The 13,616-nt window shown below is 64.6% G+C and carries 11 protein-coding genes; 2 read left to right on the forward strand and 9 right to left on the reverse strand.

Going from position 1 to position 13,616, the window contains the following annotated elements; genetic code table 11:
• Positions 1–105: 105 nt before the first annotated feature.
• Positions 106–1,533, forward strand: coding sequence for an NAD-dependent succinate-semialdehyde dehydrogenase (locus CYJ10_RS31180; RefSeq protein ID WP_101685334.1), 1,428 nt, complete (start codon positions 106–108; stop codon positions 1,531–1,533).
• Between the two features lie 98 nt (positions 1,534–1,631).
• Here CYJ10_RS31180 and CYJ10_RS31185 read toward each other — a convergent pair whose 3' ends face one another.
• The 7 genes from CYJ10_RS31185 to CYJ10_RS31215 all read right to left on the reverse strand — a co-directional run bounded on the left by CYJ10_RS31185 (position 1,632) and on the right by CYJ10_RS31215 (position 8,352).
• Positions 1,632–2,825 (reverse strand): DUF2252 family protein, encoded by a 1,194-nt coding sequence (locus tag CYJ10_RS31185; protein ID WP_101685307.1) that lies wholly within the window; start codon positions 2,823–2,825, stop codon positions 1,632–1,634.
• 52 nt (positions 2,826–2,877) lie between these two features.
• Positions 2,878–3,234, reverse strand: a complete 357-nt coding sequence (locus CYJ10_RS31190) for a cytochrome C oxidase subunit IV family protein (protein ID WP_101685308.1) — start codon at positions 3,232–3,234, stop codon at positions 2,878–2,880.
• An 8-nt stretch (positions 3,235–3,242) separates the two neighbouring features.
• The gene (locus CYJ10_RS31195) at positions 3,243–3,941 is read right to left on the reverse strand and encodes a heme-copper oxidase subunit III family protein (protein ID WP_101685309.1); all 699 of its coding nucleotides are present in this window, start codon (positions 3,939–3,941) and stop codon (positions 3,243–3,245) included.
• A 13-nt stretch (positions 3,942–3,954) separates the two neighbouring features.
• Complete coding sequence (locus CYJ10_RS31200) at positions 3,955–4,620, reverse strand: cytochrome c oxidase subunit 3 (RefSeq protein ID WP_101685310.1); 666 nt, start codon at positions 4,618–4,620, stop codon at positions 3,955–3,957.
• The gene (ctaD, locus tag CYJ10_RS31205; RefSeq protein ID WP_101685311.1) at positions 4,617–6,374 is read right to left on the reverse strand and encodes a cytochrome c oxidase subunit I; all 1,758 of its coding nucleotides are present in this window, start codon (positions 6,372–6,374) and stop codon (positions 4,617–4,619) included. Before ctaD ends, CYJ10_RS31200 begins: the two co-directional genes overlap by 4 nt.
• Before the next feature lie 15 nt (positions 6,375–6,389).
• Positions 6,390–7,556, reverse strand: coding sequence for a cytochrome c oxidase subunit II (locus tag CYJ10_RS31210; RefSeq protein ID WP_101685312.1), 1,167 nt, complete (start codon positions 7,554–7,556; stop codon positions 6,390–6,392).
• Between the two features lie 292 nt (positions 7,557–7,848).
• The gene (locus CYJ10_RS31215; RefSeq protein WP_101685313.1) at positions 7,849–8,352 is read right to left on the reverse strand and encodes a hypothetical protein; all 504 of its coding nucleotides are present in this window, start codon (positions 8,350–8,352) and stop codon (positions 7,849–7,851) included.
• 273 nt (positions 8,353–8,625) lie between these two features.
• Between CYJ10_RS31215 and CYJ10_RS31220 the strand changes: the two genes are divergently transcribed.
• The gene (locus CYJ10_RS31220) at positions 8,626–8,808 is read left to right on the forward strand and encodes a hypothetical protein (protein WP_066736414.1); all 183 of its coding nucleotides are present in this window, start codon (positions 8,626–8,628) and stop codon (positions 8,806–8,808) included.
• 236 nt (positions 8,809–9,044) lie between these two features.
• Here CYJ10_RS31220 and CYJ10_RS31225 read toward each other — a convergent pair whose 3' ends face one another.
• Together CYJ10_RS31225 and CYJ10_RS31230 are read right to left on the reverse strand one after the other, a co-directional pair.
• Positions 9,045–9,230 carry a rubredoxin gene (locus CYJ10_RS31225; RefSeq protein ID WP_101685314.1) on the reverse strand — a complete coding sequence of 62 codons (186 nt, stop codon included), beginning with the start codon at positions 9,228–9,230 and terminating at the stop codon, positions 9,045–9,047.
• A gap of 129 nt (positions 9,231–9,359) precedes the next feature.
• On the reverse strand, positions 9,360–13,346 hold the full coding sequence (locus CYJ10_RS31230; protein WP_101685315.1) for a DUF748 domain-containing protein: 3,987 nt from the start codon (positions 13,344–13,346) through the stop codon (positions 9,360–9,362).
• Positions 13,347–13,616: the final 270 nt, after the last annotated feature.

Genomic DNA, 13,616 nt, shown 5'->3' on the forward strand with positions numbered 1-13,616 from the left:
CTCTGTGCGCGTTCCGTCGCGACGCGTTAAGCTTGCGTTTTTCCGACCGATCGTTCGCGGCCGCCGGCCGGCGCGCCGTCCCAACCTGCTCAGGAGACACGCATGGTGTACCAGGATCTCGCCCTCTACATCGATGGAGAATTCGTCAAGGGAGGCGACCGGCGCGAGCAGGACGTCATCAACCCGGCCACCCAGGAATTGCTCGGCAAGCTGCCGCATGCCAGCAAGGCCGACCTGGACCGCGCGCTGGCCGCCGCACAGCGCGCTTTCGAAACGTGGAAGAAGACCTCGCCGTTGGAGCGCTCGGCCATCCTGCGCCGCGTAGCAGAACTGACCCGCACGCGCGCGAAGGAAATCGGCCGCGATATCACGCTGGACCAGGGCAAGCCGCTGGCCGAAGCCGTGGCGGAAGTCACGATCTGCGCCGAGCACGCCGAATGGCACGCCGAGGAATGTCGCCGGATCTACGGCCGGGTCATCCCCCCGCGCAACCCCAACGTGCGCCAGATCGTGGTGCGCGAGCCGATTGGCGTCTGTGCCGCGTTCACGCCCTGGAATTTCCCGTTCAACCAGGCCATCCGCAAGATCGTGGCGGCTATCGGCGCCGGTTGCACGCTGATCCTGAAGGGACCCGAGGATTCGCCCAGTGCCGTGGTGGCGCTGGCACGCCTGTTCCACGATGCAGGCCTGCCCCCGGGCGTGCTGAACATCGTCTGGGGCGTTCCGAGCGAGGTGTCCACTTACCTGATCGAATCGCCGATCGTTCGCAAGATCTCGTTCACGGGTTCGGTGCCGGTGGGCAAGCAGCTGGCCGCGATGGCCGGCGCCCATATGAAGCGCGTGACGATGGAACTGGGCGGCCATTCGCCGGTACTGGTGTTCGATGACGCCGACATCGAGCCGGCCGCCGAGATGCTGGCCCGCTTCAAGCTGCGCAACGCCGGCCAGGTGTGCGTGTCGCCGACGCGCTTCTACGTCCAGGAAAAGGCGTACGACCGCTTCCTGGCGCGCTTCACCGAGGTGATCGGCTCAATCAAGGTCGGCAACGGCCTGGACGACGGTACGCAGATGGGCCCGCTGGCCCACGAGCGCCGCATCGCATCGATGGAACAGTTCCTGGACGACGCCAACCATCGCGGCGGCAAGATCGTGGCCGGTGGCTCGCGCATCGGTGACAAGGGCTTCTTCTTTGCCCCGACCGTGGTGACCGACCTGCCCGACGACGCCAAGCTGATGGTCGACGAGCCGTTTGGGCCGGTGGCGCCGGTGACGCGCTTCAAGGACACCGAGGAAGTGCTGCGCCGCGCCAACAGCCTGCCGTTCGGCCTGGCCTCGTACGTGTTCACGAACTCGCTGAAGACGGCCCACCAAGTCTCGAACGGCCTGGAAGCCGGCATGGTCAATATCAACCATTTCGGCATGGCGCTGTCCGAAACGCCGTTCGGCGGCATCAAGGACTCCGGCATCGGCAGTGAAGGCGGCCAGGAAACCTTCGACGGCTACCTGGTGACCAAGTTTATTACGCAGGTCTAAGCGTTGCTTGCCGCCCCTTTCCCGCCTGCTGGGAGAGGGGCTCCCCCCTCCCGCCTTGTCGTTCTGCAGCCCTGCCGCTCAGCCGCGCTTCCGGCCATCTATTTCCCGCCCTTCGCCTTCCTGTAGTCCTCCGCATAGGTCTTCCACTGCGCCAGCGAGACATCGCGCCCATGCCGGGCCAGCCGTAGCGCCATCGACTGCCAGCGCCCGCCCGCCGCGTAGTCCTGCAGTTTCTCGATTCGGTCCGCTGCTTGATGGCCGCAGCCTCGCAGATGTGCCCAGGCAGCCGCACGCGCCATGGTGGCCAGCACATCGAGCAACGCCGCCTTGTTACGGCAATGCACCAGGTCCACGCGATCGGTGGTCGGCTGCAGGCTCTTGACGACAAACGACTCGCGCCTGCCCAGCGAGACATATGACAGCAGCGCCGGCGAGGCCGCCTGCATGATCTGCTGGGTCGTGACCACGCGCTGGGCGTCGCTGCTCCAGTGCGGCTGATGCCGCTGCAAATCCAGCCAGGCGCTGGGTGCCGCGCGCTTGATGTCGACCAGCCGTCGCGATGTGGGCAATTGCATGTCGTGGGCCAGCACCACGTAGCGCTCCAGCCCAAGACTGCCCACGCCGGCCACCCGGCGCGCGGCATCTTCACCGACAAAGCGATGGCCGTGATGCTCCTGCTGCGAGTAGATGGCCAGGATATGCGCGGCGCGCTCGCGCTCATCGCCATCGGCACGCAGCGCCTTCCGGTCAAGGTTAAGTCGCCGGCGTCCGCCGCGCAGCGTGGTGCGCGCCGCCAGCAGCGCCCCGCGCCGGCGGCGCTTCACCTGCCGCAGCAGCGTGGCCACCAGCCCGGTTGCGGTCGCGCGTTCAATCCAGCGCGGCTTGCCGTGGCGCAGGGTGTTTGTGTATTCGCCCAGCATGTTGGCGCAGGCCACGCGGGCGTCCGCTTCGGACAGCTTGTATTGATGCGCGGCCACCAGCACGCTCGACAACATGCGCACGGCGTCCACGGTGAATGGCGCCACCAGCGCATCGTCGAAATCGTTCAGATCGAAATACACCAGCCCGTTGTCGCCCTTGAACGACCCGAAATTCTCTACGTGCAGGTCGCCGCAGACATAGGTGTGGGGCGCATCGAGCCCGATCTCACCCCGCAGCGACGCCGCGTAGAGATGGTTGGTACCCCGAAAGAAAGCGAACGGTTCGGCCGCGATGGCGGCAAGCTTGAGGGTCAGCCGGTCTGGATCACGGCCATGGTTGTAGAGCAGGATGCTTTCGGTGACGGCGTGCATAAGCGAGGTCCGTGGTGGAAACGTCGCGGCGTCCGCCGCCAGCCTGGGGACGCTAACGGAAGAACACGCCGCGGGTCAGGAAAGTGTAATCCGCTTCCGCCGCCATGAGCCATACCAGCACCAGCAGGCACAGCGGCGGCAGCAGGATCGCACAGATCAGGGCCATCCGTTCCCATGCCATGTGCATGAACACGGCAATGATCAGCCCGGCCTTGAGCACCATGAACAGCAGAAGGAGGAACCAGCGCAGGTACCCCGACAGGTTGAAGTAGTCCACCATGTACGACATTGTGGACAGCACGAACAGTAGCAGCCACACCTTCAGGTACAGCTTGATCGAGTGCGACTGCCCGCCGTGCTCCTGGGCCGGCTCGCCGTGCGGTGCCGCTTGGGTTGGTGTCGATGCCATGATGCGCCTCACCACAGGTAGAACAGCGCGAAGATGAAGACCCAGACCAGATCCACGAAGTGCCAGTACAGGCCGGCGATCTCCACGGGCTGGTAGTTGCCGCTGACGTCGTAATGGCCACGTAGCACCTTGCTGGCGATCACAAGCAGGTAGATCACGCCACACGTCACGTGAAAGCCGTGGAATCCCGTAATCATGAAGAACACGGAGCCGAATTGCGCAGCGCCATGCGGGTTGCCCCATGGCCGTACCCCTTCCAGAACGATGAGCTTGGTCCATTCAAACGCCTGCATGCAGACAAAGACCTCGCCCAGCCACGCCGTCACGAACATCAGCTTGGCGCAGTTCATGCGGTCGCGCCGATAAGCGCAGTTCACCGCCATGGCCATCGTGCCGCTGCTGGTGATCAGCGTAAACGTCATGATCGCGATCAGCAGCATGGGCACTTGGCGGCCGCCAATGTTCATGCCGAAGAGTTCGGCCACGTTCGGCCAGGGCACCGTGGTGGCGATCCGCACGGTCATGTAGCCGGTCAGGAAACAGCTGAAGACGAAGGTGTCGGACAGCAGGAAGATCCACATCATCGCCTTGCCCCACGACACCTTGAACGCACGCTGGTCCGAAGACCAGTCGGCGACCAGGCCGCGCAGCCCACCCGGTGGATGATCGTGCGGCGACGCCGCCGGCGTGGAGAGTTGCGAACTCATCGGTGTACCTCCCTCATCCCCGGCCGCAAATGTAGTTGACAAGCTCGGGTGTCAACCACGCCAGCGCGGCCAGCAGCACAACCCATACCGCCAGTAGAAAGTGCCAGTAGCGGGCGCAAAGTCCAATGCGAAGCTGCGTGCGCGTGCCGCTGCCACGGTCGAACGCCACGAACGCAAAGCCCACGAGCCCGCCGATCATGTGAAGCCCGTGCATCGCCGTGAGCAGGTAGAAGAAGCTGCCGGCCGGATTGCCGGCTGGCACCACATGCGCGGCGTACAGCGCCGACCACGCCCACAACTGCGAACCCACGAACGCAGCCGCGCCAAGTCCGCCCAGGCGCAACGCTCCCCGTGCCTGGGCCATCCTGCCGGCGCTGGCAGCCCGAGACGCCACCGCCATTGCTACGCAGGCCGCCGCCAGAAAGACCGTCGACAGCCAGACCTGCCACGGCAGGGCAATCCGGTGCCAGTCCGGACTGTCCATGCGCATGATGTACGCGGCAAGGAACAGCGTGAACAGCGCCGTCACCACGCCCATGAAGACCCACAGGCCCGTGCTGCCCGGTGCGCTCTGGCCATGGCCGTGCATGGCATCGCCACCCGCGCCGCTGCCCGGCGAATCGGGGGACACACGAAACACGCCGGCACGCGCGTCGGCGGCAATCGGATCGGCATTCATGCAACGGCTCCCCGGCTTGGATGGGGTTCGGGTTCGCTCCCGCCGGCGTCGGGCGGCGCGTTCTGGGCGACGAAGTCTTCGCTGGCGCCCGGCACACTGTACGCATAGGCCCAGCGGTACACCACGGGCAGCGTCGGCCCCCAGTTGCCATGTGCGGGCGGCGTCTGCGGCGTCTGCCATTCCAACGACGCAGCACGCCATGGATTCGGACCAGACGCCCGTCCGCGCCACAGACTCCAGAACAGGTTGAAGACGAACAGCAATTGGGCCGCCGCCACCACGAAGGCCGCGATGGAGATGTACATGTTCATCGTGTGGGCCGACTCGGGGATGAAGCTGTAGTTGTCCCAGGCGTAGTAGCGGCGCGGCATGCCCATGATGCCCAGATAGTGCATCGGGAAGAAGATGGCATAGGTGCCCACGAACGTCACCCAGAAGTGGATGCGGCCCATAGTGTCGTTGAGCATACGTCCCGTCACCTTCGGATACCAGTGGTAGAGGCCACCGAACACCACCAGGATCGGCGACACGCCCATCACCATGTGAAAGTGCGCCACCACGAAATAGGTGTTGGAAAGCGGTATGTCGACGCTGACGTTGCCAAGGAACAGCCCGGTCAGGCCGCCAATCACGAAAGTGCTGATGAATGCGATGGCAAACAGCATCGGCACCGAGAAATGGATGTCGCCACGCCACAGCGTGATGACCCAGTTGTATACCTTGATGGCCGTGGGCACGGCGATGATCAGCGTGGTCGTGGCAAAGAAGAAGCCGAAGTACGGATTCATGCCGCTCACGAACATGTGGTGCGCCCAGACCACCACGGACAGCAGGCCGATCGCCAGGATGGCCCAGACCATCGTCCGGTAGCCGAAGATGCTCTTGCGCGAATGCACGCTGACCAGATCCGAGACGATGCCGAAGGCCGGCAGCGCCACGATGTACACCTCGGGATGGCCGAAGAACCAGAACAGGTGCTGGAACAGCAACGGGCTGCCGCCCTTGTAGTTGAGCTGCTGGCCCATCGACACCATGGCGGGCATGAAGAAGCTGGTGCCCAGCGTCTTGTCGAGCAGCATCATCACCCCCGACACGAACAGCGCGGGGAACGCCAGCAGGGCAAGAATGGTGGCCATGAAGATGCCCCACACGGCCAGCGGCATGCGCAGCATCGTCATGCCTTCGGTTCGCGCCTGCAGCACCGTGGTCACGTAGTTCAGCCCACCCATGGTGGCGGCGACGATGAAGATCAGCAGCGAGACCAGCATCAGGATGATGCCCCAGTCATGCCCCGGCGTGCCCGGCAGGATCGCCTGTGGCGGATACAGCGTCCATCCTGCACCTGTAGGCCCACCGGGCACGAAGAAGCTGGTCAGCAGTACGATCACCGACAGGAAGTAGACCCAGAAACTGAGCATGTTCAGGAACGGGAACACCATGTCTCGCGCGCCCACCATCAGCGGGATCAGGAAGTTGCCAAAGCCGCCCAGGAACAGCGCCGTCAGCAGGTAGATCACCATGATCATGCCGTGCATGGTGACGAACTGGTAATAGCGGTTGGCGTCGATGAACTCGAACTTGCCCGGAAACCCCAGCTGCATGCGCATCAGGTTCGATAGCGCCACCCCGACCAGCCCCACGAAAATGGCCACCAGCGTGTATTGCACCGCAATCACCTTGTGGTCCTGGCTCCAGATGTAGCGCGTCCAGAAGCTCTGCGGGCCGTGATGCGCGGCATCGTCGGCATAGGCCATCGTGTCCCTCCTTGCCTACTTCCCGGCCTGGGGCGCCGCACCGGCGCCGGAGCCCAGCGAATGGATATAGGCGGACAGCGCCGCCACTTCCGCGTCGGTCACGGGCAGCTTCGGCATGACCGGGCCAAAGCCCTTGACCACGCGCGCCTGCGGATCCTCGATTTCCTTCTTCAGGAAAGCGTCGTCGACGGTGGCGCTGCTGCCATCGGCAAACGTCTGCGTGCTGCCGTACAGCCCCTTCCACGACGGGCCCACGCCCTGCGTACCGTCGACGCTGTGACATGCCACGCAGCCCTTGCTCTGCGCCAGCGCCCTGCCCTGCTCGACGTTGCCGCTGGCACCCGCACCCGCGACGACGCCAGTACCGGGCAATGCGGCTGGCTGCGCGGCCTTGGCCTGGGTCATCGCAAAGGTCTGCTGCTTCGCCAGCCAGGCCTCGAATGCCGCGGGTTCCTCCACCACAACCTGTCCGCGCATGTTGTAGTGCCCCACGCCGCAAAGCTGCGCGCACAGGATGTCGAACTTGCCCACCTTCGTGGGCGTGAACCAGAACGACGTGACCATGCCGGGCACCATGTTCATGCGCGCCCGGAACGGCGGCACGTAGAAATCGTGCAGCACGTCCTTCGATCTCAGCAGCACCTTGACCGGGCGATTCAGCGGCAAGTGTACTTCCGGGCCCAGCACGACCACGTCGTCCTGGCTGTTCGGGTCGTCCGGGTTGAGGCCCATCGGATTGGTGGCGCTGGTAAAGCGCGGATCGCTCGTACCGAGTGCGCCACCCCGACCGGGAAAGCGGAACGCCCATTGCCATTGCTGGCCCACCACTTCCATCTCCATAGCTTCGCGAGGCGGCCGGACATAGTCGGCGTAGACGATCAGGCCGGGCGCCAGCAGCGCCATGATGCCGACCGCGCTTAGGCCGATCAGCCAGTGCTCCAGCCGGCGGTTCTCGGGTTCATAGGCGGCGCGGTGACCTTCGCGATGCCGGAAGCGCCAGACAATGTAGCCCAGCAGCACATTGATGCCGACAAAGAACAGGCCGGTGATGACGAGGGTAATGATGAGCGTGTCGTCCATCTGCTTCCAGTTGGACGCTAGCGGTGTCAGCCACCAGGGGCTCAGAAAATGAAAGAGCACCGAAGCGGCAACCATGATGACGAGCACGATCGCGATCGCCATGTCCCCCTCCTCTTACGCACGCCAGGGAACGGGCCGAAAGGCAGGGGCAGGCGGGTGCGCCCGTTCACGCACGTGGAATAAGACTAGTGCATCGGTTCAGGCCACTGCAAGGCGACATGCGCTGCGCCACGTTCGGAGACGCTCGCCGCGCCGTTCGCCCCGAGTCTCGCGTGCGGCACAACAAAAAATGGCAGTGGGGATTCATCGGTCCCGACTGCCATCCGTGGCGCTCGCGGGCCGTGGCATGCGGCCAGAGCGTGCGCGCAACACGTTGTATCACATAACGATGTATCTAATGCACGACATCGCGTGATTCCAGCTTCCAGTAGCACAGCGCAATGCACATGCCGAAGATCAGATGACCCACCACCGTATGCCAGCCGCGCGCATCCACAAACCACGGAAACGCGGCCGTCATCACATAGAAGTTGAACAGGTAGACCACCAGCCCGAACGCGGCGCCCACCAGCATCGACATGCCAACGCTGGAATCCAGCTGGAACGGGGCAATCAGGGCGCAGAGCGCGCAGCCCAGCACAATGCCGATCACGAAGTGGATAATCAGCGCCACGGCCACCGTGCTGACGCTGAACATCGACGTCTGCAGCACTTCGCGCCCCATCACGATGGCGGCAATCAGGCGCGTGGTGCCCCACGGATGCACGCCGGCCACCATGCTCGACCAGAACATCTCCACGACGATCAGCAACGCCCCAGCGGCCAGACCCGATACCGCGGCGGCAGACCAGTCGGGCAGGCGGCGCACGTATTGGTGCGAATGCAAGTGAAGTTCCATAGCTTCCTCCATTGGTGGCCGATGATAGCCATCATGCGTTCAGCATAGGACACCGGCCGCGGCAGGTGCGGACGGCCAGACCACCCGGCACGTTGTGCAGCGCGGCGTAGCACACGTACTGCCTGCCAGAAGCTCCTTGTGCCATGCATGCGCGGCGCGAAAGAAATTCTGCAAGTGTTTCAAACATCGCGGGACAACCCTGACGCTTCCGGCCTTGTATTCGCCACCCACGGCCTATACTGGAATCAGAAAGAAACAAGACAGGAGACCGCCATGATTCACCTACAGGCGCACGATCTTGTGTTTTTGATCCCCATGGCACTCGTCGGGCTGCTGGCGATGGGTGCGATCCCGGTGGCCGCCAAGGCGCTGCGTATCAGTTGCCGATGCGCTGGAGCAATCATCGGGGTGCTACTGGGGGTGCTCGTGCTGGAAGCGCTGCCGCTGCTGATATAGCGGCCCGGCAGCTTGAAGTGGAGCGCCTTTGAGAGAGAAGGAGGCGCGATGTCGTTGACACTGCTCGCTGCCGTGATGGCGGCGCTGCTGGTCTTGACCGTGGCGTCCGCGCTATGGCGATGCAGCCATCCCTTCCGGATGCGCTACACGCGATGCGCGCGCCGGCGCACGCGCGCCGGCCTGTGCAGGGAGTTGCCGCAAAGGCACTCCCACATGCCCTGAATTTCCGCCCGGATTCAGATCTCGATCATCGAGAAATCGCCCTTGTTGACGTCGCACTCGGGGCAACGCCAGTCTTCGGGGATGTCTTCCCAGCGCGTGCCGGGTGCAATGCCGTCCTCGGGCCAGCCCTGTTCCTCGTCGTACACCCACCCGCAAATCAGGCAAACCCAGGTCTTGTAGGCAATCGCTTCCTGCTCCAACACTCGCTCCTTTTGATCGTCAATCTGTCAGTCCGGGGCGAATGATACGCGGTTTCGTGTTGCGGCCATCCGGCGCGGCGCCTAAAGCTTTCGTTTAAACGCCGCAGCCGGCGGCTTGCCTGGCAACGGCTATTGCCGGATCGAGAAGTCGACGCGGTTCGGCGTGCCCTTGTCCTTGATGCCTTCCGCTGTCAGTTTCGGCGCCGTCAGGAACAGCTTTGCGTCGGGCACCTTGCCGTCGCGCTCCAGCGACTGCTTGACCGCCAGCGCACGCTGGTCTGCCAGCGCGCGCAGTTCGGCGTCGGTGACGGGCGCGTTCTCCAGCAGCAGTTTCTCCATCTCGTGCGGCGGCAGCGACTTGTTCAGGCCGATGAAATTCTTCGGCTTCTTGAACGACTCGCGCTTGTACACCGCCTCCAGGTACTTCGGATACTCCTGCTTCGACACAGTCACCTTGGCACCCTGGTCGCCACCCTCGCCCTCTTCTGCCTGGGCGCCTGCCTGGGCCGAACGACGCAGGTCGCGCTGCTTGGCCTCGGCCACGCGCTGGTCCAGCCAGACACGGCGCGCGCCATCGGCATCGGTGGCGGGGTCGATGCGCCCGCTGATTTCCAGCCGCAGCGACGGACGGTCGTTCAGCGCCTTGCCCACCGTCTCGATCTTCTTGCGCGCGTCATCGGTCAGCGTCGACGATCCCGGCGCGAACTCGATATAGCCAAGCTCCTCTCCGCTGCCGCCGAACGCCGAGGCGATCAGCGCGAACGGTGATGTGATCGCCTTGGTCAGCAGGTTCACGATCACGCGCATGATCACGCCCCCAATGCTGAATTCAGGGTCTGACAGCGATCCCGACACCGGCAGGTTGATGTCGATCACGCCGTTGCGGTCCTTGAGCAGCGACACGGCCAGCAGCACCGGCAGCTTCACGGCGTCGGGGCTGTCCACCTTGTCGCCGAAGGTGAGCTGGTCCAGGTACAGGTGATTCCTCGCGTCCAGCTTGCCGTTCTCGATCTTGTACGCCACATCGACCGTGAGCTTGCCCTTGGTGATCGGGTAGCCCGCGTATTTGGCCGCATACGGCGTCAGGCGAGTCAGCTCCACACCAGCGGCCTTGGCCGCGATGTCCAGATAGAGCTGTTCGCCCAGCGGATTGAGCTTGCCGCTGATGCTGACCGGCGCGTCATCGTCGAGCCGGCCATCGAGCACCAGGTCAGCCGGCGTGGGATCGGCCGACGACACCTTCGACACCGAGCCCTTCATGTCGGTCAGGTTGGCCGAGTAGTTCGGCTTGACGAAGAAGTCCGAGAAGTTGATGTTGCCCTTGTTGATCGTCACGCCGCCCAGGCGTATCTGGGGTTTCGGTCCCGCCGCTTCCTTGGCGGGTACCGCCTGCGGTGCTGGCCTGGCCTCCGGCGCCGATGCCGGGCTGGCCTGCGTCAGGCTCGTGGACGGCGCGGCCTGGCCCTTCTCGGCGCCGCCGGCCATCACGTCCTGCAGGTTCAGCCGGCCGTTGGCATTGAGGATCACGCGCGCATAGAAGTCGTTCAGCGCCACGTTGCTGACGCCCACCTGCATCGGGCCCTTGGCATCGTCCATGCTGAAGTCGATGCCATTGACGGCCAGCGCACGCCAGCGCAGGAAGTCATCCCCGGTAATGCGGTCGACCGTACGCACGTTGCCGGCAAAGGCGTTGCCGTTGAAGCGCACGACGATCGGCTTGCCGGCCGGCGCGTCGTAGGCCACCTTGCCCTTGAGCGTCATCGTGCCGCTGCGCAGCGCGGCGTTGAAGCGATCGGCCATATACGGCTGCAGCGGCGCCATGTCGAGATCGCGCAGGTCCAGCTGCAGTTGCGCGGCGGGGCCGGTCGGCACGACCTGGCCGTCGACGTTCATCACGCCCTTGCGGCCGCTTTCGGCGTGCAGTTTCATCGGCAACGCCCCGGGCGACAGCGGCCACGTGATGGTGCCGGTGCTCAGTCCGATATTGCGAAACTGGTGGATCACCGGACGGCCGCGATTGACTTCGGCCGGCGCGTAATCCGCCAGCCGCGCCTCGCCGCCATCCACGGCCACCTTGCCGACGCGCACCTTCCAGCCCGGCGCGGCCGCACGGCCATTGGTCTGCGGTGCGGGCCTCGCCGCCTTCTGGTCTGCCGCTTTCTGTTCGGCAGATTCGGTCGCCCAGATCTGCGCCGATTCCAGCAACTGGCCGCGACGGTCGCGCGTGGCGGCAATGCGCGGCTTCACCAGCGCCACCTGCCCGGCCTCGAACGTCTGCTTGGCCAGGTCGAGCTGGATGTCGTCCAAGATCAGCTTGTCGGCATTGATCAGCGGCAGGTTGGCGCCCTCGGTATCCGCCACGCGCGCCGTGCGGACGCTACGCGCTGCCCGGGCACCGCGCCTGGCCGGCGCGGACTTGGCATCGTCGTCGCTGTCATTGGGGGCGGTCGATGCGCCCGACGCAACGGGCATCTTGACCGGATCGCGTGTGGCCACATAGACCGGCGAAAGCTCGACGCGCGATTTCTGCAGCGTGAACTGGAACACCGGCTGCGTCCATGCCATCGTGTAGTGCAGTTCGGCATTGACGGCCGTCTCACCAAACTGGCTGTGCAGCGCGCGCGGCCACCACGCCGAAAAACCCTGCGGGCGCAGGCCCGCTGTTTCCAGCGTACCCGTCAGCGTGCCCTGCTTCAGGCCCAGTTCGCCGGTGTGCTTGATGGTCTGCCCGTTGGCGATCGTGATATTGGCGTCAAGCTTCGCAGGCTTGTCGCCGGTGCTGGCCAGGTTGACGATGTCGACGTTGACCGGACCAACATCGAGCTTGCCCGGGCCGGACGGCGCCAGTTCGTCGACCAACCCGAGCTTCGCCTCCTTGACGGTCACGCGGTCAACGGCATACGACCACGGCAGCTCTTCGGCCTTGGGCGGCGGCTGCACGCCTGTGGCTGCCGGTGCGGACGCCGATACGGCCGAAGCGGCAGATGGGGCCGATGGTGGCGCCGCGGCCTTGGCCGGCGCCTGCACAGCGGCCTTCGACGCCGGCGCGGTTGCCGGCAGGAAGGCGGTCGCCAGGTTAAGTGTACCGTCCTGGCGGCGCAGCGCCTGCAGGTCGAAGCCCTCCAGCTCGATGCTCTTCACATGGGCGGAATGCGCCAGCGGTTCCACGCGGTCCAGATCGACGGCCAGGCGGCCGGCCTTGACGATCGGCGCCCCGGCGTGGGTCTGCACGTCGGCATCGCGCAGCGCGATCGTGCCGGACACATACAGGTCCTGCTTGTCCTTTTCCTGCCGAAAACCGACCTTCAGCCGGGTATCGACGAGACCGCCCTTGACCTGCGCATCCTTGAGCTTTGGCGCGAACGCCATGTACTTCGCCACCTCCAGGCCGTCCAGATTGACGTTGAGGTCGGTCTGGTGGCTGTCCGCAAACGGTTGCGACGTACCGTCCAGCGCCAGCGGCGTGCCGTTGATCTTGGCAAACAGCGACGGCCGGGTATTGATCGCCACATCGTGCGGCAGGTTCGACAGGAAGGGCAGCGTCAGCGTGAAGTTCTCCACGCGCTGCACGGTATCGAGGGCCTTGTCCTCATAGACGAAGCTGCTGTTGGACACGGCGATATTGCTCACCGAGAACCGTGCCGGCTTGCTGTCGGCCGGCTTGGGCGGCAGCGCGGCAAAACGCTCCTGAATATCGGCGAAGCTCATGCGGCCGTCGGCATTGCGCACCACATGCACGCTGAGCCGATCCACATGCAGAAAATCGACCACCGGCGCCAGATGCCAGATCGACGCGGCCGAGGTATTGGCCTCGACCTCGCCCAGCGTCAGCATGGGCGTCTTGCCGTCGGGCTCGAAAATGGTCAGGTCGTTCAGCGTCGCGGCCAGCTCGAAAGGTCGCACTTGCGCGGCGCCCAGCGTGACCTTACGGCCCAGTGCCTCGGTCGCGTTCTTTTCTACCAGATACTTGATGAGCGGCGGCCCGCCAAAATAGCCGGCCAGTCCGAAAACTGCCAGCGCGGCCACCACTCCGCCCGCGACGCGCACTGCCACGCGCCGGCGCGGCGTTGCCATGGCCGCCCCTGTTGCAGCCTGGATGGAATCCTTGAAAGCCATGTCACCCCAGAAAATATGACCCCGCGCATTTCGCGCTTTGTGCCCCGGATTTCACTTGCTTTTGCATTATGGAGACGGATTATGGCAGCGCAAAGGACGATTTAGTATTCAATCTGATGAAAATCGGAGTTGAAACACGTCGATCTGGTATCTTTACGCCTTTGCGAAGCGTCCCGTCGTGCCCGCCTGCTTACCCGCCGGCCCCGGTTCGCCAAGTTCGTGTCGTCATCCTTCGGCCGTCTCCCTCCACGTCATCCGTGTTGCGCGCTT

It is taken from the genome of Cupriavidus pauculus (assembly GCF_002858765.1).
In the GTDB taxonomy this organism is placed as follows: domain Bacteria; phylum Pseudomonadota; class Gammaproteobacteria; order Burkholderiales; family Burkholderiaceae; genus Cupriavidus; species Cupriavidus pauculus_B.

Excerpts from the sequence above, each read along its gene's own strand:
- CYJ10_RS31185 (WP_101685307.1), bottom strand. The coding sequence starts at position 2,825 with ATGCACGCCGTCACCGAAAGCATCCTGCTCTACAACCATGGCCGTGAT.
- CYJ10_RS31190 (WP_101685308.1), bottom strand. The coding sequence starts at position 3,234 with ATGGCATCGACACCAACCCAAGCGGCACCGCACGGCGAGCCGGCCCAG.
- CYJ10_RS31195 (WP_101685309.1), bottom strand. The coding sequence starts at position 3,941 with ATGAGTTCGCAACTCTCCACGCCGGCGGCGTCGCCGCACGATCATCCA.
- CYJ10_RS31200 (WP_101685310.1), bottom strand. The coding sequence starts at position 4,620 with ATGAATGCCGATCCGATTGCCGCCGACGCGCGTGCCGGCGTGTTTCGT.
- ctaD (WP_101685311.1), bottom strand. The coding sequence starts at position 6,374 with ATGGCCTATGCCGACGATGCCGCGCATCACGGCCCGCAGAGCTTCTGG.
- CYJ10_RS31210 (WP_101685312.1), bottom strand. The coding sequence starts at position 7,556 with ATGGCGATCGCGATCGTGCTCGTCATCATGGTTGCCGCTTCGGTGCTC.
- CYJ10_RS31215 (WP_101685313.1), bottom strand. The coding sequence starts at position 8,352 with ATGGAACTTCACTTGCATTCGCACCAATACGTGCGCCGCCTGCCCGAC.
- CYJ10_RS31220 (WP_066736414.1), top strand. The coding sequence starts at position 8,626 with ATGATTCACCTACAGGCGCACGATCTTGTGTTTTTGATCCCCATGGCA.
- CYJ10_RS31230 (WP_101685315.1), bottom strand. The coding sequence starts at position 13,346 with ATGGCTTTCAAGGATTCCATCCAGGCTGCAACAGGGGCGGCCATGGCA.